16 protein-coding genes are annotated in these 20,365 nt (G+C 71.2%); 4 read left to right on the forward strand and 12 right to left on the reverse strand.

Annotated features, from left to right (window positions below; all coding sequences use genetic code 11):
- Positions 1–84 precede the first annotated feature (84 nt).
- Positions 85–1,527, forward strand: coding sequence for a DMT family transporter (locus ACFWXC_RS34575; RefSeq protein WP_384484883.1), 1,443 nt, complete (start codon positions 85–87; stop codon positions 1,525–1,527).
- Positions 1,528–1,604: 77 nt separating this feature from the next.
- Here the strand turns inward: ACFWXC_RS34575 and ACFWXC_RS34580 are convergent, their stop codons facing one another.
- Together ACFWXC_RS34580 and pepN are read right to left on the reverse strand one after the other, a co-directional pair.
- A complete protein-coding gene (locus ACFWXC_RS34580) occupies positions 1,605–2,654 on the reverse strand; it encodes a hypothetical protein (protein ID WP_384484885.1) in 1,050 nt (349 codons plus the stop codon).
- A gap of 207 nt (positions 2,655–2,861) precedes the next feature.
- Positions 2,862–5,465, reverse strand: a complete 2,604-nt coding sequence (pepN, locus tag ACFWXC_RS34585) for an aminopeptidase N (protein WP_384484887.1) — start codon at positions 5,463–5,465, stop codon at positions 2,862–2,864.
- 137 nt (positions 5,466–5,602) lie between these two features.
- On the opposite strand from pepN, the gene ACFWXC_RS34590 reads away from it, so the two are divergent.
- Positions 5,603–6,265, forward strand: a complete 663-nt coding sequence (locus tag ACFWXC_RS34590) for a DsbA family protein (RefSeq protein ID WP_384484889.1) — start codon at positions 5,603–5,605, stop codon at positions 6,263–6,265.
- A 155-nt stretch (positions 6,266–6,420) separates the two neighbouring features.
- Here the strand turns inward: ACFWXC_RS34590 and ACFWXC_RS34595 are convergent, their stop codons facing one another.
- The 8 genes from ACFWXC_RS34595 to ACFWXC_RS34630 form a co-directional block, all read right to left on the reverse strand.
- On the reverse strand, positions 6,421–7,068 hold the full coding sequence (locus ACFWXC_RS34595) for a superoxide dismutase (protein ID WP_384484891.1): 648 nt from the start codon (positions 7,066–7,068) through the stop codon (positions 6,421–6,423).
- Between the two features lie 133 nt (positions 7,069–7,201).
- Positions 7,202–8,599 carry an amino acid permease gene (locus tag ACFWXC_RS34600; RefSeq protein WP_384484893.1) on the reverse strand — a complete coding sequence of 466 codons (1,398 nt, stop codon included), beginning with the start codon at positions 8,597–8,599 and terminating at the stop codon, positions 7,202–7,204.
- Between the two features lie 113 nt (positions 8,600–8,712).
- Positions 8,713–9,606, reverse strand: a complete 894-nt coding sequence (locus tag ACFWXC_RS34605) for a TauD/TfdA dioxygenase family protein (RefSeq protein ID WP_384484895.1) — start codon at positions 9,604–9,606, stop codon at positions 8,713–8,715.
- Positions 9,607–9,617: 11 nt separating this feature from the next.
- A complete protein-coding gene (locus tag ACFWXC_RS34610) occupies positions 9,618–10,949 on the reverse strand; it encodes an LLM class flavin-dependent oxidoreductase (protein WP_384484897.1) in 1,332 nt (443 codons plus the stop codon).
- Positions 10,946–11,659, reverse strand: coding sequence for an ABC transporter ATP-binding protein (locus tag ACFWXC_RS34615; protein ID WP_384484899.1), 714 nt, complete (start codon positions 11,657–11,659; stop codon positions 10,946–10,948). The genes ACFWXC_RS34610 and ACFWXC_RS34615 overlap by 4 nt, the downstream gene beginning before the upstream one ends.
- Positions 11,635–12,477 carry an ABC transporter permease gene (locus tag ACFWXC_RS34620; RefSeq protein ID WP_384484901.1) on the reverse strand — a complete coding sequence of 281 codons (843 nt, stop codon included), beginning with the start codon at positions 12,475–12,477 and terminating at the stop codon, positions 11,635–11,637. The genes ACFWXC_RS34615 and ACFWXC_RS34620 overlap by 25 nt, the downstream gene beginning before the upstream one ends.
- Complete coding sequence (locus ACFWXC_RS34625) at positions 12,474–13,541, reverse strand: ABC transporter substrate-binding protein (RefSeq protein WP_384484903.1); 1,068 nt, start codon at positions 13,539–13,541, stop codon at positions 12,474–12,476. The genes ACFWXC_RS34620 and ACFWXC_RS34625 overlap by 4 nt, the downstream gene beginning before the upstream one ends.
- Positions 13,542–13,747: 206 nt before the next feature.
- A complete protein-coding gene (locus ACFWXC_RS34630) occupies positions 13,748–14,932 on the reverse strand; it encodes an ROK family protein (RefSeq protein ID WP_384484905.1) in 1,185 nt (394 codons plus the stop codon).
- Between the two features lie 443 nt (positions 14,933–15,375).
- Here ACFWXC_RS34630 and ACFWXC_RS34635 point away from each other — a divergent pair, with 443 nt between their 5' ends.
- Positions 15,376–15,960: a biotin transporter BioY gene (locus tag ACFWXC_RS34635; protein ID WP_384484907.1), complete on the forward strand. Its 585-nt coding sequence runs from the start codon at positions 15,376–15,378 to the stop codon at positions 15,958–15,960.
- Positions 15,961–16,027: 67 nt separating this feature from the next.
- Here the strand turns inward: ACFWXC_RS34635 and ACFWXC_RS34640 are convergent, their stop codons facing one another.
- A complete protein-coding gene (locus ACFWXC_RS34640) occupies positions 16,028–16,738 on the reverse strand; it encodes an LPXTG cell wall anchor domain-containing protein (protein WP_384484909.1) in 711 nt (236 codons plus the stop codon).
- A 315-nt stretch (positions 16,739–17,053) separates the two neighbouring features.
- On the opposite strand from ACFWXC_RS34640, the gene ACFWXC_RS34645 reads away from it, so the two are divergent.
- The gene (locus ACFWXC_RS34645) at positions 17,054–18,763 is read left to right on the forward strand and encodes a protein kinase (protein WP_384484998.1); all 1,710 of its coding nucleotides are present in this window, start codon (positions 17,054–17,056) and stop codon (positions 18,761–18,763) included.
- A 12-nt stretch (positions 18,764–18,775) separates the two neighbouring features.
- On the opposite strand, the gene ACFWXC_RS34650 is transcribed toward ACFWXC_RS34645, so the two are convergent.
- On the reverse strand, positions 18,776–20,245 hold the full coding sequence (locus tag ACFWXC_RS34650) for an amino acid permease (protein WP_384484911.1): 1,470 nt from the start codon (positions 20,243–20,245) through the stop codon (positions 18,776–18,778).
- Positions 20,246–20,365 lie beyond the last annotated feature (120 nt).

A 20,365-nucleotide genomic window follows, 5' to 3' on the forward strand; every position in this document is an offset into this window, starting at 1 on the left:
CCCCGCGAAGGGAAGCGGTGAGCATCCGCGCCCGCGTCGACGCGGCCCCGCGCCCGCCGCCCCACCCGAGGTTCATCCACCACCATGCGTACGAAACTGGACGCTGTCTCCGGTGCCGCCGTCCTGGTCACCGTCCTTGCCTTTTCCGCCACCGCCCCCCTGACCGCCTACGCCGCGGCTCCCGCGTTCGCGCTGGCGTTCGGCCGCAACGCCCTCGGCCTGTTGACCCTCGGACCGGCCTTCCTGCTGGCGCGGCGCCGTGAGGTGCACCGGGTGTTCAGCGGGGAGCGCGGCCTGGTCCGCAAGGAGCAGCGCCGGGCGGTGCTGTTCGGGCTGGGCGCGGGGACGGCGCTGGCCGCCCACTTCGCCACCTTCATGACCGGCGCCCAGCTGACCAGCGTGGCGATGGCCACCGGGCTGGTGGCCACCCAGCCGGTGTGGCAGGCCCTCATCGCGACCGCGCAGGGCAGGCGCCTGTCCCGGGCGGCGTGGACGGGGCTGGCGGTGTCGGTGGCGGGCGCCATGGTCGCGAGCGGCGCCGACCTCGGCACCGGCGCGCGGGCGGTGACCGGGGACGTCCTCGCTCTCGCCGGTGCCGTCGCGCTGGCCGCCTACACCGCGCTGAGCGAGAAGGCCAGGCCCGACGTCAGCACACCGATGTACTCGGTGCTGTGCTTCTCGGTGTGCACCGTCGAGATGCTGCTGCTGTGCCTGGTCACGGGGACCTCGCCGGTCACCTTCACCGCGCATGCCTGGTTCGCCCTGCTGGGCCTGCTCCTGCTGCCGCAGCTCCTGGGTCTCTTCTCACTGAACTTCGCCCTCGGCCGGGCGCCGGCGACCGCGGTCAGCGTGCTGCTGCTGTTGGAGGCACCGATGGCGGCGCTGGTCGGCTGGCTCTGGCTGGGGCAGTTGCCCGTCGGTGCCGCCTGGCCCGGACTCGTCATGATCATGCTCGGAGTGGTCGTCGTGGTGATCGGAGACGCACGGAGTGCGCCGTCCGCGACGGACCTGCCGGGCCACGGCAGGTCCGGCCTCCACACGCTGCTGCAGCACCCGATCCTGGCGGCGGCTCCGGCCGACGACGTCTACGACGGCATCTGGCGCGACGCCCGGCTGGGCAGACTCGCCGAGGCGGAGAACACCATCCGGCGGTCGGAGAACCACGCCGTCCGTGCGTACGGCGTCAGGTCGGCCGAAGCGACGCACTGGATCGAGGTCCGGGCCCACGTCGCGCACCTCACCGGCGACGGCCGCCTCGCCGTGCGCCTGTGGCTGAGCGCGGCCCGCTTCCATGCCGATCCGCCCCGGAAGGACACCGCACGGACCCGGCTCTGCCTGGAGCGGGCCTTCACCGAATGGCGGCGCCTGCACGACGCCACCGCCACCAGTGAACTGGCCCCGGCTCTGCGGCAGATGTACGCGAAGCACCCGAACGACCCGCGTGAGCACCGCCGGTGGTCCGGCGGCGTGCGAGAGGTCGACGCCCACCTCGCCGCACAGGGGCTGGCTCCCGCCCACCGTGCGTAGCCCGCCCCGTCGAGGAGGGGCCGTCGGTTCCCCTCCGAACCGACGGCCCCTCCGCTCCCCTCCGCGGTCCCCCTTCGTTACCGGGGCAGCACCACGACATACTCGGCCGGATCCCGGTCGTCGGCCGCCATCAGTGCCGTACGGAGCACCGCCGCCTGCTGCTCCATCGTGTCGCGGAGCTTCTTCGGGGTGAGGTGGACGACGGTGATGCCCAGCCGCTCCAGGTGCTCGCGCTTGCGGGCGTATTCGGACCACAGGGCGTCGTCGTCCTGCCGGTGGCCCTGCCGCGGTGCGCGGGTGTCCAGTTCGACGGCGACGGCCTGCTCGGGCCAGTAGGCGTCCAGGCCGCCCAGGTGGGGGCCGCCGGGGAGGCGCAGGTCCACGTTCCACACCGGGTCGGGGAGACCGTACTCGCGGACCATCCGGTAGAGGCGGTCCTCGGCGATGGCCCGGCCCTCGGCGACCAGCGAGTCGACGGCGTCGACCACATGCGGGCGGGACAGCAGCTTCGCCTCGTTCAACGCCCGTACCACCGCGGCCGGTTCGCAGTGGTGGCCGCGTACCGCCTCCGTCAGCAGCCGGCGTACCGCCTGCGCGTCGGTCAGGTCCGCCACCGCGTCCGCGAGGGCGCGGGGGACCGGGGCGACGGGCAGGCCCGTCACCGGCTCGGGGGTCGGCAGGGCCGGGGTGCGCAGCACCCGGACGTAGGAGGTGGAGCGGATCCGGCGCAGGCGCGGGACCAGGACGTCCACGTGGTCCAGGGAGAGGAGCGGCGGGGTGGAGGAGAAGCCGTGGAGGGTCAGCGCGGCCAGACCCGTGATCATCGCCTCCGGGTAGACCGCGCGGTGCGGGGAGTCGGCGCCCGGCTGGGTGGGGACGCCGGGGGCCGGCTCGCGGGCGGCGAACAGCAGCGCTCCGTGGAGGCGTTCCTCGCTGGTCGGCGGGCCGGGGTGGAGCAGGATCACGCCGGGGAGCAGTTGCTGCCAGGGGCCGCCCGCCCGGCTCTGCTCGGCGATCTCGGTGGCCGGGACGCCGTGGGAGCGGAGCTGAGCCGTCGTCAGCACCCGCCGGTGGACGTCGGAGAGGTGACGGAGAGGGCGGGGGGAGAGTGGGGTGTTGTGGGTCATGGACCGGAGATTCCCGTGTCCGGTCTGCACCTTAACCGCTGTTACGTTCCTGTTGAAGAATGCGGACAACACGGTGCTAAAGGCCAGGTGTTCGAGTGCCGAGTAGGAGGCGAAAACCCCTGGTCCGAACGGGTGCGGACCAGGGGTTACGGCCATGATGGAATGAATTCCGTAACGGTCACCCGGCGGGGAACCCAAGGCCAAAGGTCAGGCGGTGGCGGCCCTCGCGTCGCGGTCCTGTGCGCGCAGCGCCCGGGCCAGGTCGTCGCGGGCCTCCAGGACCAGCCGGCGCAGTGCCGGCGGCGCGTCGGCGTTTGCCGCCAGCCAGGCGTCCGTCGCCTCCAGCGTCTCCGGGCGGTCCTGGAGCGAGGGGTACAGGCCCCGGACCACGTCCATGCCGATCTGGATCGAGCGGTCCTCCCAGATCCGTGCGATGACCTCGAAGTACTTCTCCGCGTAGGGCGCCAGCAGGTCCCGCCGGGACGGCTGGGCGAAGCCCGCGATCGTCGCCTCCACCAGCGCGTTGGACAGCGCCTCCGACTCCACCACCTGCGCCCAGGCCTGCGCCTTCACGGCCGCCGAGGGCCGGGCGGCCAGGCAGCGCACCTGGTGGCGCCTGCCGGACGCGGTGTCGTCGCGGGCCAGTTCGGCCGCCAGCGCGGACTCGTCGGCCACGCCGTGCGCGGCGAGGGGCTCCAGGAACGCCCAGCGCAGCTCCTGGTCGACGTCCAGGCCGTCGATCGTGGCCGTGCCCGACAGCAGCTCCTGGAGCAGCCGGAAGTCGGCCCCGTCCGCCGCCGTCGACGCGAAGAACCGCGCCCAGGCCAGCTGGTGCTCACTGCCCGGCTCGGCCTGCCGCAGCTCCCGCAGGGCGCCCTCGGCGAGCCGCCGCCCGGCCGTCTCCCGCCACTCGGGCGCCACATAGCCGTCCAGCGCCGTGTTCGCCCACGCGTGCAGCATCTGCAGCACCCCGATGTCCGACTCGCGGCTCGCGAACCGCAGCACCAGGTCGACGAAGTCCCGGGCCGGCAGCAGCGCGTCCCGGGTCAGGTTCCACAGCGCCGACCAGCACAGGGCACGGGCGAGCGGGTCGGTCAGGGCACCCAGGTGGTCCCGGAGCGTCGCCAGTGAGGTGTCGTCGAGGCGGGTCTTGCAGTAGGTGAGGTCGTCGTCGTTGACCAGGACCAGGTCCGGGGCCTCGGCGCCCGCCAGGTCGGCGATCACCGTGCGCGGGCCGTCGACGTCCACCTCCACGCGCGCGTACCGCTCCAGACGGCCGTCCGACAGGCGGTACAGGCCGATCGCGACCCGGTGCGGGCGCAGCTCGGGGGTGCCCGCCGGCGGAGCCGGCTGATGAGCGGGGCCGGGCGCCTCCTGCACCACGGCCAGTTCGGCCACCCGGCCCTCGCCGTCGAGCAGCACCTGCGGGGTCAGCGAGTTCACCCCCGCCGTCTGCAGCCAGGATCGCGCCCAGGCGCTCATGTCCCGGCCGCTGGTCTCCGCCAGGACCGACAGCAGGTCACCGAGGCGCGTGTTGCCGTACGCGTGGCGCTTGAAGTAGCGGCGGGCGCCCTCCAGGAACGCGTCCTGGCCGACGTACGCCACCAGCTGCTTGAGGACGGAGGCGCCCTTGGCGTAGGTGATGCCGTCGAAGTTGAGCTTGGCGTCCTGGAGGTCGCGGATGTCGGCCGTGACGGGGTGCGTGGAGGGCAGCTGGTCGGCGCGGTAGGCCCAGGCCTTGCGGCGGTTGGCGAAGGTGGTCCAGGCGTTGCTGAAACGGGTCGCGTTGACGTTGGCGAAGGCGCCCATGAAGTCCGCGAAGGACTCCTTCAGCCACAGGTCGTCCCACCACACCATGGTGACCAGGTCACCGAACCACATGTGCGCCATCTCGTGCAGGATGACGTTGGCCCGCGCCTCGTACGACGCCTGCGTCACCTTGCCCCGGAAGATGTACTCCTCCCGGAACGTCACCAGACCCGGGTTCTCCATCGCGCCGAGGTTGTACTCGGGCACGAACGCCTGGTCGTACTTCCCGAACGGGTACGGGTAGTCGAAGTGGTCGTGGAAGAAGTCCAGGCCCTGCCTGGTGATCAGGAAGACGTCGTCCGCGTCGAAGTAGGGCGCCAGGCCCTTGCGGCACATCGCGCCGAGCGGGATCTCCAGCGTCGTCCCGTCGGGGAGCGTGCGGGAGTACGTGTCCGTCACGTAGTGGTAGGGGCCGGCCACCACGCACGTGATGTACGTCGAGATCGGCTTCGTCTCCGCGAACCGCCAGACCCCGTCGGCGAGTTCACCCGCCCCGTTGCTCCACACCGTCCACTCCTCGGGCGCCCGCACCTCGAAGCGGAACGGCGCTTTGAGGTCCGGCTGCTCGAAGCCCGCGAAGACCCGGCGGGAGTCGGCCGGCTCGTACTGCGTGTAGAGGTAGACCTCGCCGTCCTCGGGGTCGACGAAGCGGTGCAGGCCCTCGCCGGTGCGGGAGTAGGCGCACCGGGCGTCCACCACCAGCTCGTTCTCCGCGGCCAGGTCCTCCAGCGCGATCCGGGTGCCGTCGAAGACCTCGCCCGGGTCGAGGTCCTTGCCGTTCAGCGTCACCGCGGTCACGCCCGGCGCGATCAGGTCGGCGAAGCTCGACGCGCCCGGCTCGTTGCAGCGGAAGCGGATCGTGGTCACCGAGCGGAAGGTGCGCGGCTCGCCCTGGCCCTCGCCGACGGCCGACCGCACGTCCAGTGACACCTCGTAGCCGTCCACCGACAGCAGGGCGGCCCGCTCCCGGGCCTCGTCGCGGGACAGATTCTCACCGGGCACGGGCGGCACTCCCTCATCGTTGTCGGTACGCCGGAACAGCACCGATCCTCCCATGCGCCCCTGACCGGGGGGACCCGGGAATGGGGTGACCGATGGCGGTGTTGCGGCTGGAAAAGGACCGTATTCCGAGGAGAGCCATGTCCGAGACCCTGACGAGTTCCGGCAAGACCCCTGTCGACTTCTGGTTCGACCCGCTCTGCCCCTGGGCCTGGATGACGTCCCGGTGGGTGCTGGAGGTCGAGAAGGTCCGGGACATCGAGGTCCGCTGGCACATCATGAGCCTGGCCGTGCTCAACGAGCCCAGGCTGGACGAGCTGCCCGAGGAGTACCGCGAGCTGCTGGAGACCAAGGCGTGGAAGCCGATCCGCGTGGTCACCGCGGCCTGGCAGAAGCACGGCGCCGACGTCCTCGGTCCGCTGTACACCGCGCTCGGCACCCGTATCCACAACAACGGCGAGGGCCCGACCCTCGAGGCCGTCGCCGGCGCCCTCGCGGACGTCGGTCTGCCCGCCGACCTGATCGACTACGCCGAGCAGGAGGACTTCGAGTTCGACGCCGAGCTGCGTGCCTCCCACAAGGAGGGCATCGACAAGGTCGGCCAGGACGTCGGCACCCCGGTCATCGCGGTCCCCGGCGCGGACGGCGAGCAGATCGCCTTCTTCGGCCCGGTCGTCACCCCCGCCCCCAAGGGCGAGGAGGCGGCCCGCCTGTGGGACGGCACCCTCGCGGTCGCCTCCGTCCCCGGCTTCTACGAGATCAAGCGGACCCGCACCAAGGGCCCCGACTTCAGCAACCTGTAGACCCGATCGCGCCCGCCTCGGCCGCGAGCCCTTACGGGAGAGCCCCCGCGAGTCACTCCCCCAGAGGGGGTACCCCCACTCGCGGGGGCTTCCTTTCTTCCGCCTGCCCTCGTGAGCGGTGAGAAGACGATCACGAGGCAGGGCGCACCGGTGGCTCAGGGAGCCAGCAGCAGCACATCCGCGCGGGACTTCGCCGCCTCGTAACGGCGGGCCACGTCCTGCCAGTTGACGACCGCCCACATGGCGTCGATGAAGTCGACCTTCTGGTTCCGGTACTGCAGGTAGAAGGCGTGCTCCCAGGCGTCGAAGACCAGGATCGGGGTGGAGCCCTGGCCGACGTTGCCCTGGTGGTCGTAGACCTGCTCGACGACCAGGCGGCCGCTCAGCGCCTCGTGGGCGAGGACGCCCCAGCCGGAGCCCTGGGTGGTCGCGGCGGCCTTGGTGAGCTGGGCCTTGAAGCCGGCGAAGGAGCCGAAGGACTCGGTGATCGCGTCGGCCAGGTCGCCCACGCCGTCGGCCGCCAGCGGCTCGCCGCCGCCGTCCTTCGGGCCGGTCATGTTCCGCCAGTAGATGCTGTGCAGGATGTGGCCGGACAGGTGGAAGGCCAGGTTCTTCTCCAGGCCGTTGACCGAGCCCCAGCTGTCCGTGTCCCGTGCCTCCGCGAGCTGCTCCAGCGTGTCGTTGGCGCCCTTCACGTAGGCCGCGTGGTGCTTGTCGTGGTGCAGCTCGATGATCTCGGGGCTGATCACGGGCGCGAGCGCGGAGTAGTCGTAGGGCAGTTCGGGAAGCGTGTACACGGGCATGGGCGTGAGTCCCCTCCGGACCTCTTATTGCAAAAGGCTTGCAACTACACGTTAGCAACAAGAAGCCTGGTGCGGGCAAGAAACAAGGCCCCCACGTGTCGTCACGTGAGGGCCTCGCGGGAAGAGGGCGGGGTCAGCCGCCGGCGCGCCGCCGCTGCCGGAGGTACCCGGCCGCCGCGAGTACGGCGGTCATCCCGCCCGTGGAGTACAGCTGCACCCGGGTGTCCGCCTCGCGGGCCATCAGGACGAAGACCGCGGTCATGCCGGCCAGCGCCAGCCACGTCAGATACGGGAACGCCCACATGCGGACGACTAGCTGCTGCGGGGTCTCCCGCTCCTCCCGCTCCAGACGGCGGCGGAGCAGCAGCTGGGAGACGGCGATGAAGATCCAGACGACCAGGATCACCGCGCCGATCATGTTGAGGAGCCAGGGGAAGACGTCGTCCGGGCGCCAGTAACTGAGCACGACACAGACGAAACCGAAGACGCAGGAGGTGAGGACCGCGAGGCGCGGCACGCCTGCGGAGACCCTGCCCAGTGCCTTGGGGCCCTGGCCGCGCTCCACCAGGGAGTAGGCGATGCGCGAGGAGCCGTAGATGTTGGCGTTCATCGCGGAGAGCAGCGCGGCCAGGACGACCACGTTCATCACCTGGCCGGCGCCGGGGATGCCCAGGTGGTCGAGGGCGGCGACGTACGGGCCCTGCTCGACGACCTCCTTCGAGTCCCAGGGGACCAGGGTGACGATGACCGCCATCGAGCCGATGTAGAAGAGGGCGATGCGCCACATGGCGGTACGGACCGCGCTCGCCACGCCCCGCACCGGGTCCTGCGACTCGGCCGCCGCGATGGTGACCGTCTCCAGGCCGCCGTAGGCGAAGACCGAGGCGAGCAGGCCGACGATCAGGCCCTCGCCGCCGTTCGGGAGGAAGTCGGCGAGGTGGGCGGTGCCCGGGGAGTCCGTGCCCGGGAGCACGCCGGCGATCGCCAGGACGCCCAGGACCAGGAAGAGGCCGATCGCGCCGACCTTCAGCGCCGCGAACCAGAACTCGAACTCGCCGAAGTTGCGCACCGCGGCCAGGTTCGTGACACAGAAGACGGCCATGAAGAGGGCCACCCACGCCCACTCCGGGGTGCCCGGCAGCCAGCCGGTCACGATCTTCGCGGCGCCGATGCCCTCCAGGCCCACGGCCGTGCAGAGGAGGACCCAGAAGGACCAGCCGGCCGTGAAGCCCGCCCAGGGGCCGATCGCCCGCTCGGCGTGCGCCGAGAAGGAGCCCGACGACGGGTGGGCGGCCGACATCTCGCCCAGCATCCGCATCACCAGCATCACGAGCAGGCCGGAGAGGGCGTAGGCGACGACGACGGACGGGCCGGCGGCGGCGATCGCCGCGCCGGAGCCCACGAACAGGCCCGCGCCGATGACACCTCCCAGGGCGATCATCGACAGGTGGCGCTGCTTGAGGCCGTGGGAGAGCGAGGCGTCGGCACCCTGTGCGGGCGGCTTCTCGACCTGGGTGGTGCTGTGCGGCATGGGCGCGGCTCGTCCAATGCGTGAGATGGGCAAAAACGCCCACAGTCTGGGCGGCCGCTCCGCTCACAGGGAGCGGTCGCCCACTATCCGGACGTCCTGCTAACGCACCGGGGTCACGCGGCCACGGAGGTGTAGTGCGAGGCGTCGCCCGCGATCGAGTAGCTCTCCTTGCCCTCGGTGCCCACCGGGACGTCACCGGCGAGGGTCACCCGGTGCAGCCGGCGCGGCAGGCCGTCGTAGTTGTCGATGGCGTAGTGCTGGGTGATCCGGTTGTCGAAGATCACCAGCTGGTTCGGCGACCAGCGGTGGCGCAGGATGTTCTCCGGCCGGGTGACGTACGCCTGGAGCAGCTCGAGGATCTTGCGGGACTCGGACGGCGAGAGGCCCGCGATCCGCTGCGCGAAGCCGCCGATGAACAGGCCGCGTTCACCGGTCAGCGGGTGCACGCGGACCACCGGGTGGACCGTGCGGTACGTGATCGAGGTGAACTGGGCGCGCTGGGCGGCCTGCTCCTCGTCGATCTCCTCGTCGGGTACGGCGTAGTCGTAGTCGTTGGTGTGCTCCGCCCACAGCGTGTCCGCCAACTGGCGCAGCGGTTCCGGCAGTTGGCGGTAGGCGGCGGCCGAGCTGGCGATCAGGGTCTCGCCGCCGTACGGCGGGACGGTGACCGAGCGCAGGGTGGTGGCCTGCGGCGGGTTGAGGACGAAGGTCACGTCCGTGTGCCAGTGGTTGGCGGCCCGGCCGCGCTCGCTGTCGACCGGCAGGACGTTCGGGACACCGGCGATCGAGGAGACCGTCGGATGCGCGGTGGTGACCTCGCCGAAGTGCCGGACGAAGGCCTGCTGGGTGTCGTCGTCGAGGTTCACGTCGTCGAAGACGAGCGCCTTGTGCGTGCTGAGGGCCTCGCGGATCGCGGCGGCGGTCTCCGCGCCGAGCGGCCGGGAGATGTCGACGCCGGACACCCGGGCGCCGATGTTCGCGGTGACCTTGGTGATCTCCAGGGACATGGTGATTCCTTTCAGACGAGTGCGGGGGCGTACTGGTTGGCGGGGCGGGGCAGGCCGTAGCGCTCCCGCAGGGTCCGGCGCGGGCCGTATTCCGTGCGCAGCAGGCCGCGGGCGCGCAGGATCGGTACGACGTGGTCGACGAAGGCCTCCAGGCCGGAGGGCAGCACCGGCGGCATGATGTTGAAGCCGTCGGCGGCGCCCTCGGTGAACCAGGTCCCGATCGCGTCGGCGATCTGCTCGGGCGTCCCGGCGAAGGTCAGATGGCCGCGGCCGCCGCCGAGCCGGCCGATCAGCTGCCGTACGGTGAGCCGGTCGCGGCGGGCGAGTTCGACGATCAGCGTGTAGCGGCTCTTGGCCCCTTCGACGGCGTCCTCGGACGGCAGGTCGGCGGGCAGCGGCGCGTCCAGTTCCAGGGTGCCGGGGGCCAGTTGCAGGAGCCGCTCCAGGCGGTCGACACCGTGCCGGTGCACGATGTGGTCCTCCAGGAGCCGCTCGTTCGCCCGCGCCTCGGCCTCCGTCGAGCCGATCACCGGGACGATGCCCGGCAGCACCTTGATGTGGTCCGGGTCCCGGCCGGCCGCGGCCGTGCGGGCCTTGAGGTCGGCGTAGAAGGCGCGGGCGTCCTCGATGGTCTGCTGCGCGGTGAACACCGCCTCGGCGTACCGGGCCGCGAACGCCTTGCCGTCCTCGCTGGAGCCCGCCTGCACCAGCAGCGGGTAACCCTGCGGGGAGCGCGGCACGTTGAGGGCGCCCTCGACACTGAAGTACGGCCCCTGGTGCCGGGGCGGGTGGATCTTCGCGTCGTCGCCCCAGACGCCGGCCGCCTTGTCGGCGACGATCGCGTCGTCCTCCCAGCTGTCCCAGAGCTTCAGGGCCACGTCCAGGAAGTCGGCGGCCCGGGCGTACCGCTCGGCGTGCGCGGGCTCCGCGTCCAGACCGAAGTTGCGGGCCGCCTCCGCCCCCGCGGTGGTGACGATGTTCCAGCCCGCCCGGCCGCCGCTGACGATGTCGAGGGAGGCGAACCTGCGGGCCAGGTTGTAGGGGGAGTTGTAGGAGGTGGAGGCGGTGGCGATCAGGCCGATGTGCTCGGTGGCGGTGGCCAGCGCGGTGAGCAGGGTGAGGGGTTCGAGCGCCCCGGAGGGCCGCTGCTCGACACTGCCCCACAGGTGCGGGCCGTCGGCGAGGAAGAGCGAGTCGAAGGTGCCGCGCTCGGCGGTGCGGGCCAGCCGGACGTAGTGCGCGAGGTCGGTGTGCGCGTAGGGGTCGCTCTCCGGGAGGCGCCAGGAGGCCTCGTGGTGACCGGTGTTCATGAGGAAGGCGTTGAGGTGGAGCGGGCGGGTCATGCGGGGTCCTCCGTGACACCGAGGGCGGCGAGCAGCCGCTTCCGATAGAGGGCGCTGGGCTGGGTGCGGTCGACGGTCAGATCCAGGCCGATCCGGCCGTTCTCCAGGACCAGGACGCGGTCGGCGAGGACGATCGCCTCGTCGACGTCGTGGGTGACGAGCAGCACGGACGGCCGGTGCCGCTTCCACAGCTCGCGCAGCAGGTGGTGCATCTTGATGCGGGTGAGGGCGTCGAGCGCCCCGAACGGCTCGTCGGCGAGGAGCAGTTCGGGCTCGCGGACCAGGGAGCGGGCGAGCGCGGCACGCTGCGCCTCACCGCCGGACAGCTCACCCGGCCAGGCCCGCTCCCGGCCGCCGAGACCGACCTCGTCGAGCGCGGAGCGGCCCTTCGCGTCGGCGTCCTTGCCGTCCAGTCCCAGCACCACGTTGTCCAGCACCCTGCGCCAGGGCAGCAGCCGCGAGTCCTGGAAGACCACCGACACCCGTTCCGGGGCGGTGAGTTCCCCGCTGCCGGTGACGCCGTGGTCGAGTCCGGCGACCGCCCGCAGCAGGGTGCTCTTGCCGGAGCCGCTGTGTCCCAGCAGAGCGGTGAACTGCCCGGCGGGCAGGTCCAGGTCGACGCCGTCGAGGACCGTACGGCCGCCGAACGACCGGGTCAGTCCCCGGAGCCGGACGGCGGGACGGGTCAGCTGCTCAGTGTGCGGCGCCATGACAGCACCCTCCGTTCGATGCCACGGACCACGGTGTCGGAGACGAGGCCGAAGACGCCGTAGATCAGCAGGCCGACCAGGATGATGTCGCTGCGGCCGTAGTTCTGGGCCTGGAACATCATGTAGCCGAGGCCGCTGGTGGCGTTGATCTGCTCCAGGACGACCAGGCCGAGCCAGGATCCGGTGACACCGAGCCGGAGTCCCACGAAGAATCCGGGCAGCGCGCCGGGGATCACGATCTGCCGGACGAACTGGAGCCTCGACAGGTCCAGGACCTCGGCGAGTTCGACGTACCGGCTGTCGATGGCGGACAGCGCGGCATGCGTGTTCAGGTAGACCGGGATGTAGACGACGATCGCGATGATGGCGATCTTGAAGGTCTCGCCGATCCCCAGCCAGAGGATGAACAGCGGGATCAGACCGAGGGTCGGTATCGCCCGGTTGATCTGCACGGTCCCGTCGATCAGCGCCTCCCCGGTCCGGCTGAGCCCGGAGGCCAGGGCCAGCAGCACCCCGGCGGTCAGCCCGATCGCGAAGCCGTACCCGGCCCGCTCCACGGAGGTCAGGACGTCGGTGCGCAGCGTCCCCGCGGTCCACAGGTGGTACGCCGTGTCCAGGACCGTCCAGGGCGCCGGGACGGCACCCGGGTCGAGCTGCCCGGCGGCGGACGCGATCGCCCAGGCGGCGAGGAAGACCAGGGGTCCCGCCAGCCGGGCGGCGGGCAGCCGGCGGCCGGGGGAGAGGCGGCGGCGCGGGCGGACCCGGCGGGCCTCCTCGTCGACGGGAACCGGCACGGTGCCGGTGGCCACGGCGGTCATTTCCGGTACTCCGCCGGTACGGCCTTCGCGGCGATGGACTCGAAGCGGTGGTCGAAGAGCGAGGAGACGTCGGTCTTCTTCACGAAGCCGCCCTCCGTCAGCAGATCGGCGGTCTCCTGCTCCCACTTGATCGCCTCGTCCCAGCTGGGCGGGAACAACGGCTTGTTGGCGAGTTTCGTGATGCCCTGGGCCTGGGCGAGGGTCAGGTTCTGGGTCTTGACGTAGAACTCCTCGTTCCAGGTGTCCGGGTTCTCCCACTGCCAGACCAGGCCCTTGGCCCACTGCGGGATGTACGCGGCGACCGCGGCCGCCTTGGCCTTGTCGTTCAGCACCGCCTGCGGCGCCCACAGCAGGTTGAGCAGGTCGACGACGTCGGTGGCGATCGTGCGGGCGCCCTTCGCGCCGTACTGCTGGATATAGGCCGGCGCCTGGGTGTTGCCCAGCGGGGCCACGTCCACCTGGCCGGACTGCAGGGCGGTGAAGAACTGGTTGCTGGTCAGCGGGACCAGCCGGACGTCGTCGTAGGCGAGCCCGGCCTCCTTCAGTGCCCGCAGCAGCACGACCCCCTGGGCCTGCCCCTGCGAGAACGCCAGCTTCTTGCCCTTGAAATCGGCGACCGTGCGGATGTCGCTGCCGGGCTTCGTCGCGAACAGATAGTTGGGTTTGCGGGTGATGTTGATCGCCACGATCTTCGTCGCGAAACCCTGGAACTGCGCCTGGATCGGCGGAATTCCCGCGTTGTTCGCGAGGTCCAGCGACTTGGCGCGGAACGCGTTGATGACGTCGGGACCGGCCCCGATGTTCAGCCAGCTCGACACCGTGAACGGCAGCTCGGGCAGTTTCGCCAGCTTGAACTGCAACTGCTGGGTGTTCAGATAGGAGGCGATCTTCAGGCTAGTGCCGGCCGGGACCTTGGCGGCCAGCGGGGCGGTGGACGCGCCCGCCGTCTCGGCGGCGGCCGTGCCGCCCGCGCAGCCGCTGAGCCCGGCCACGGCCGCCGAGGCGCCGAGCAGCGAGGTGAGGAAGAGCCGGCGGTCGATGCCGGAGGAGGACGCAGAAGGCATGGGAGTGCTCCGGGGAGAAAAGCAGCTGAGAAGCAGCAGAAAGGCAGGGAGAATTCCCGGCGGCAGAAGGCCGGAAAGAAAGATCTCACGCAGCGGGAAATGCGCGCTCGGGGCGCGTCAAGACGTCAGCAACAGAGGGTGCGACAGGTCATGAGAAGGATGTTCCTTGCCGTGGACGACGGCTGTCAACATTCCGAGTTTCTGAATTAAATAAGCCGTGGTGACGCGCTCAACGGGTCCCGGTACAGCACGTCGAGGACCACCGAACCGCCCGCCACCGCCAGCACCCGGTCCCCGAAACTGGTCGGCGCGACCACGGCCGCCCGCTGAGGCCCGACCGCCTCCCGCAGCGCGGCCAGGCAGTCCTCGCGGTGCAGTACGCCCACCTCGGTGACCACCACGCTCTCCGGGTTGAGGACGTCCAGGAGCAGCCCCGCCGCTCGCCCGGTCAGCCGGGCCCGCTCCACCAGCAGCCGCACCGCCACCGGATCACCGGCGCCGGCCGCCGCGAGGACGTCCATCGGATTGGCGCCGTCGACGACCCCGGCCGCCCGGGCCCGCCGCACCAGCGTCTGCTCGCTCAGCTCCACCTGGAGACAGCCGGTGCGCCCGCAGCCGCACGGCTCGGTACCGCCCGGCACCGGGAGATGGGCGATCGTGCCCGCCTGCGAGCGCGGACCGTGGTGCACCTCGTCGCCGGTGGCGAAGGCCGCGTCGACCACGTTCCCGACGAACAGGTGCAGCACGCTCCGGCTGCCCCGGGCCCGCCCGAAGAGCCGCTCCCCGTTGACCAACGCCCGGGCGTGCCCGTCCACATGGACCGGCAGCCCGGTGCCCGCGCCGAGCAGTTCGCGCACCGGCACCTCGCGCCAGCCCAGCAGCGGGTGCTCGACGACGGTCCCGGAGTCCCGGTCCACCCAGCCGCCGACCGCGACCCCGACGCCCAGCGGCCGGCTGCCCGGCACCCCGTCGAGCAGCGCGGCCAGCCCGGCGGCGGCCCGCTCCAGCACCCCGCGCGGCTCGGTCTCCCGGTGCTTCAACTCCCGCCGTACGAGCACCCGTCCGCGCAGATCGAGCAGCGCGACCGTGGTGTACGGCACGGCCACGTGCACCCCGCCGACCACGAACCGCGAGTCGTCCAGGTCCACGGGAACGTGCGGCCGGCCCACCCCGCCGGCCCGGTGCGGCGCCTGCGCCTCCCGGATCAGGCCGAGTTCGGTGAACCGGGCGCAGTAGTCGGTGACGGAGGCCGGGGACAGGCCGGTCAGCCGGGCGATGGTGGAGCGGGCCACCGGCCCGTGCTCCAGCACCGACCGCAGCACCACGCTGGCGCTGGTCCGCCGCCGGTCGCCGGGGGGAGAAGGGAGCGGGGGTGCCGCGGTACGGGGCATGGGAACCGTCCTCGGGAACGGGGGCCGACACGTCTCGGAGGGTGAGGCGCGCCGGGTCCGGTCCCTGCCGCGCGGCCTCAGACCGGACGGCGACAGGTGGCAGCCCCTTGCCGTCGCAGGTCGACATAGCGACGCGACGTGAAGTTCCGGGACTGGGCGACCATGTCCGAAAGCGTAGGCCAGCGACCCGGAATCCCACCAGACCACTGGGATTCGGTTGGTGGAACTCCACAGGCCTGTTCAACGCCGTTGACGTGACTGAAACATCTCTGCCTCAGTGATCGGCGTCACCTCGAACCGCGTGTAACCCGCACCCTTTGTGGGGAGCCCACCAAGTGCCCGTTGCGGCCTTTGTCGATCGCTGACGTGTTCGGCCCGGGTGGGCCGGGATAGCGTCACGGTGTCCCCCGCCCGTCCGCCCACCCTCACCTCGCGGAGTCCCCATGAGCACCGCCACCGCAGCCGCGTCGACCCGCACCGGCACCGTCCTCGCCGACCTCCTGCCCGCGTCCCGGGTACGCGACGTGGCCCTCGTGGCCGGCGGCGCCGCGCTCACCGGCCTCGCCGCCCAGATCGCCGTCCCGGTCCCGGGCTCCCCGGTCCCGGTCACCGGCCAGACCTTCGCGGCCCTGCTCGTCGGCACCGCCCTCGGCGCCCGCCGCGGCCTGCTCTCCCTGGCCCTGTACGCGCTGGCGGGCCTCGCGGGCGTGCCGTGGTTCGCGAGCGGCACCTCCGGGGTCTCCGTCTCCTTCGGCTACATCCTCGGCATGATGCTCGCCTCCGCCGTCGTGGGCTCCCTGGCCCGCCGCGGCGCCGACCGCAACGTGCTGCGGATGGCGGGCACGATGCTGCTCGGCGAGGCGATCATCTACGCGATCGGCGTGCCGTACCTGGCCTACGCCGCCCACCTGTCCGCGTCCGCGGCGATCGCCGCCGGCCTCACCCCGTTCCTGATCGGCGACGCGGTGAAGGCGGCCCTGGCGATGGGCGCGCTGCCGGCCGCCTGGAAGCTCGCCGACAAGGGCTGACGGGACCGAAGCGGGGAAGGGGCCCGAGGCGCATCAGCGCCTCGGGCCCCTTCTCGTGGGTGCGACGTCAGTTCGTGCGCCGCTGCGACCACCACACGCCCGCCGCCCCGGCCGCGATCAGTGCCGCGCCGGCCAGGCCGAGCGGCAGCACGTCACTGCCCGCACCGGTCTTCGGCAACTGGTCGCCGCCCGGTCCGACCGGCTTGTTGTCGGTGCCGAGCAGCAGCGGGGTGGCCGGGGCGTTCGGCGACGGGTTCGTCGTACCGAACGGCACCGGGCCCTGCTGCCAGAAGGTCTGCTTCCCGTCCGCGCTCTGGACGGGCAGACAGATCTTCCCGGTCTTGCCCAGGTCGAACGTGGCGTCCACCGGGTACGACTTCGACTTGCCCGCGCCGAGCGCGCCGACCGGGCAACTGAAGCCGCTGTTCGAACCGTCCGGCAGGTCCTTCTCCGCGATGGCGTCGCAGCCCTGCACGTTCGTGACCTTCAGGCCGTCGAAACCGACCACCAAGAGCCTGATGTCGGCGCTGTCCTTGGTTCCTTCGTTCTTGACGGTGGCGGTAATCGCCGTTTTCTGTGAACTGTTGTCGACCGAGATCTTCTCGGGCAGCGTGGTCGTCAGCTTCACGCCCGCCGGTGCCTGGTCAACCGCCTTTCCCCCCTTGCCGCTTGCCGGTCCCTGGTCATCGGCGGCAGCCGTGAACGGCAGGATCATCACGGCCGAGAAAGATGCCGTGACCAGCGATCCCGCGACGACTGCCATACGACGAGAACTCATGTTCGTCCCCCTTGCAACCCCCTGGACCGCGCCTGAATTCGCGGTCACTTGAAGAGGTACCACAAGATTTCTCCGCACTATGCTGGTACCGCCGTAAGTGTGACCATTGTGTGTCAGCAGGGGCGGTCGTTGAGGGGGTGCAGCGAATTGCCGGAGAATTCAGGGAGTTCAGGGAGTTCAGGGATCTCAGGGAATTCCGGTAGTCCAGGGAATTCGGTTGGTCCAGTGAATGCGGAGAGCGCAGGGCACGGTGGTGTCCCCGGGCTGCTGGTGACCGGCCGCTACCGGCTGGCCGAGAGTATCGGGCAGGGGGGCATGGGGCGGGTGTGGCGGGCTGTCGACGAGACGCTCGACCGGCAGGTCGCCGTCAAGGAGATGCGGATCGACGGCCTCGACGCCGAGGACACCCGCACCCGCCGCGAACGCACCCTGCGCGAGGCCAGGGCCACCGCCCGGATCGACCACCCCAACGTCGTACGGGTCTATGACGTCGTCGACGAGGGTGAACGCCTGTGGATCGTCATGGAGCTGATCCACGGCCGTTCACTGGAGTGGATCATGGCCGAGGAGGGGGCGCTGAGTCCGCGCGCGGCGGCCCGGATCGGCCTCGGCCTGGTCGCCGCGCTGCGCCAGGTGCACGCCGGGGGAGTGCTGCACCGCGACATCAAACCCGGGAACGTACTCGTCGAGAACGCCGCCGGCCGGGTCGTCCTCACCGACTTCGGCATCGCGGCGATCCAGGACGCCAAGGCGCTCACCATGGTCGGCATGCTCGTCGGCTCCCCCGACTACATGGCACCCGAGCGGATCTCGGGGCGTCCGCAGGGCCCGCCGTCGGACGTCTGGTCGCTCGGCGCGACCCTGTGCGCGGCCCTCGGCGACCGTTCCCCCTTCTCCCGCGACACGACCCTGGCCACCCTGCACGCGGTCCTCTACGAGCAGCCCGAACTCCCCGCCGGGGCAGGCCCGCTGCACGACCTGCTGGCGGCGCTGCTGGCGAAGGAACCGACGGCGAGGCCCGGCCTGGCGGAGGTGGAAGAGACCCTGCGCCCAGTCGCGTACCCACCCCAGACCCCGACGCAGACCTACCCGGCCCCGACCCCGGCCCCGACCCCGACCCCGACCTCGGCTCCGGCCCCGGTTCCAGCGGAGCGCCCGACCCCGGCGTACGTGGACCTGACGAAGCTGCGCATTCCGGCACCGGAGGACGAACGCCCACCGTCACCACCGCCGGTCAGCGCATCGACGGAGGCGGCGACGCAACGCTCCGAGGTCCGCTCGGAGACACCGCCCAGCAATTCAGCGGGCCCCACCATGCAGCGCCCCGAAAGGGGCGCGGGGCTGCATCCATCAGCGGCTCCGCCGCGGAGCGCGACAAGCCCCCACGCACCCGCGGCGCCCCACCACCGCAAAGCCCCCAAACGCACAACTCTCCTGGCCGTACTGGGAACCGCGGCGGTAGCCACCGCCCTCGCCATCCTCCTCACCACCACAACAGGCGGCGGCGACAACGACACAGCGGCCGGTACCTCTCCGTCCCCCTCGACCGCCACGCCCACCACATCGGCGCCCACAGTCGAGGGCACCGCCCGCCCCCGCACACTCCCGCCCGGCGCCCACGAGGAGGCCGGCGGATTCGCCTGGGTGACCCCGAAGGGCTGGCGCAGGGACGTGAAGACCGGCGCCGAGGTGCACTACACCTCCCCCGACGGCAGCCAGGAACTCGTCGCCAAGTCCTCCCTGGCCCGCGGCGACCTCATGGACAGCTGGAGCGCCTCCGAACGCAGCGCCCACCAGGGCCGGGACTACAGCAAGATCAGGCTGGTCGAGACGAGGTTCCGCGGCTACCCGGCGGTGATCTGGGAGTACACCTTCACCCTCAAGGGCGTCCCCTGGCACGCACGGCTGCTGGGCTTCGACGCCGACGGCAAGTCGTACCAGATCAACACCTGGTACCAGCCGGCGATCGAAACCCAGGCCGTGCGGACCTACGAGCGGGTCAAGGAGGGCTTCACCCTGCTGTGACCGGCGGTCGGCTCAGCCGACGGACACCTTGTCGGCGGGCTCGCCCGCCTCCGCGGCGGCCGCCCCGCGGCTCCCCGCGAGCTTCTGCTTCACCACGGCGACGGCGATCACGAGCGCCGCGACGAGCAGCGACAGCAGCACGGTCGTACGACCGCTGCTCTCGCCCTCCGTGTCGGTCAGCATGTAGCCCAGGACGAACACGATCAGACCGGCCGTCGCCCAGGTCAGGTACGGGTACAGCCACATCTTCACGACGAGCTTCTCCGGCGCCTCGGCCTGGATGATCTTCCGCATGCGCAGTTGCGAGAAGCAGATGACCAGCCAGACGAACAGGGCGACCGCGCCGGAGGAGTTGACGAGGAAGAGGAAGACGGAGTCCGGGAACCGGTAGTTGAAGAAGACGGCGACGAACCCGAAGACGACGGAGGCGACGATCGCGGCCACCGGCACACCGCGGGAGGTGGTCCGGGCGAACGCCTTCGGCGCGTCGCCGCGCTGTCCGAGCGAGAACGCCATCCGGGAGGCCGTGTACAGACCGGAGTTGAGACAGGACAGCACCGAGGTCAGCACGATGAAGTTCATGATCTCGCCGGCGTGCGCGATACCGAGGGAGTCGAGGGCGGCGACGTACGAGCCCTTCTCCTTGATCGACGGGTCGTTCCAGGGCAGCAGCGCGACGACGATGAGGATCGAGCCGAGGTAGAAGACGCCGATCCGCCAGATGATGCTGTTGGTGGACTTGGTGACGGCCCGCTGCGGGTCCTCGGACTCACCGGCGGCCAGGGTGGCGATCTCGCTGCCCATGAAGGAGAAGACGACCAGCAGCACACCGGTGAGGATCGCGCCGGGCCCGTGGGGCAGGAATCCGCCGTGGTCGGTGAGGTTGGCGAAGCTCGCCTTGTCGGCGTGCACGCCGGGCAGCACGCCGAAGACGGCCAGCAGGCCGACGACGATGAACGCGCCGATCGCGACGACCTTGATCCCGGCGAACCAGAACTCGAACTCGCCGTAGGAGCCGACCGAGATCAGGTTGGTGGCGGTGAGGACCACCATCACGATGAGCGCCCAGCCCCACTGGGGCACGGCCGGGATCCAGCCCTCCAGGATCTTGGCACCGGCGGTGGCCTCCACCGCCAGCACCACGACCCAGAAGAACCAGTACAGCCAGCCGATGGAGAACCCGGCCCAGCGGCCGAGCGCGCGGTCCGCGTGCGCGGAGAACGAACCGGAGGTCGGATTGGCGGCGGACATCTCGCCGAGCATCCGCATCACGAGGACGACGAGCGTGCCGACGAGGGCGTACGACAGCAGGATGCCGGGTCCTGCGGTGGCGATACCGGTGCTGGAACCGACGAAGAGACCGGCGCCGATGACACCACCGATGGCGATCATCGACAGATGGCGGTTCTTGAGTCCTGCGTGCAGGCCGTTGCCGGGATCACCGGCCGGGGACGGGGCAGTCGTGGTCGGCTGCGAAGTCATGGGGGGAATTCCTTTGCGCCGTTGAGCGGGGGTGAGCGGGGGTCCCGTACGAGCGGCGTACGAGTTGGTCCAGTGAAACGGAGGCAGACGAATTCCTGAACCTTTGAATCCAGATCGTTA

Origin of the sequence: Streptomyces sp. NPDC058683 (genome assembly GCF_042716195.1) — a bacterium.
GTDB lineage: Bacteria > Actinomycetota > Actinomycetes > Streptomycetales > Streptomycetaceae > Streptomyces.

Bases quoted from the DNA above. Each gene is read 5' to 3' on its own strand.
- ACFWXC_RS34575 (WP_384484883.1), top strand. From the start codon at position 85: ATGCGTACGAAACTGGACGCTGTCTCCGGTGCCGCCGTCCTGGTCACC.
- ACFWXC_RS34580 (WP_384484885.1), bottom strand. From the start codon at position 2,654: ATGACCCACAACACCCCACTCTCCCCCCGCCCTCTCCGTCACCTCTCC.
- ACFWXC_RS34590 (WP_384484889.1), top strand. From the start codon at position 5,603: ATGTCCGAGACCCTGACGAGTTCCGGCAAGACCCCTGTCGACTTCTGG.
- ACFWXC_RS34595 (WP_384484891.1), bottom strand. From the start codon at position 7,068: ATGCCCGTGTACACGCTTCCCGAACTGCCCTACGACTACTCCGCGCTC.
- ACFWXC_RS34600 (WP_384484893.1), bottom strand. From the start codon at position 8,599: ATGCCGCACAGCACCACCCAGGTCGAGAAGCCGCCCGCACAGGGTGCC.
- ACFWXC_RS34605 (WP_384484895.1), bottom strand. From the start codon at position 9,606: ATGTCCCTGGAGATCACCAAGGTCACCGCGAACATCGGCGCCCGGGTG.
- ACFWXC_RS34610 (WP_384484897.1), bottom strand. From the start codon at position 10,949: ATGACCCGCCCGCTCCACCTCAACGCCTTCCTCATGAACACCGGTCAC.
- ACFWXC_RS34615 (WP_384484899.1), bottom strand. From the start codon at position 11,659: ATGGCGCCGCACACTGAGCAGCTGACCCGTCCCGCCGTCCGGCTCCGG.
- ACFWXC_RS34620 (WP_384484901.1), bottom strand. From the start codon at position 12,477: ATGACCGCCGTGGCCACCGGCACCGTGCCGGTTCCCGTCGACGAGGAG.
- ACFWXC_RS34625 (WP_384484903.1), bottom strand. From the start codon at position 13,541: ATGCCTTCTGCGTCCTCCTCCGGCATCGACCGCCGGCTCTTCCTCACC.
- ACFWXC_RS34630 (WP_384484905.1), bottom strand. From the start codon at position 14,932: ATGCCCCGTACCGCGGCACCCCCGCTCCCTTCTCCCCCCGGCGACCGG.
- ACFWXC_RS34635 (WP_384484907.1), top strand. From the start codon at position 15,376: ATGAGCACCGCCACCGCAGCCGCGTCGACCCGCACCGGCACCGTCCTC.
- ACFWXC_RS34640 (WP_384484909.1), bottom strand. From the start codon at position 16,738: ATGAGTTCTCGTCGTATGGCAGTCGTCGCGGGATCGCTGGTCACGGCA.
- ACFWXC_RS34645 (WP_384484998.1), top strand. From the start codon at position 17,054: ATGGGGCGGGTGTGGCGGGCTGTCGACGAGACGCTCGACCGGCAGGTC.
- ACFWXC_RS34650 (WP_384484911.1), bottom strand. From the start codon at position 20,245: ATGACTTCGCAGCCGACCACGACTGCCCCGTCCCCGGCCGGTGATCCC.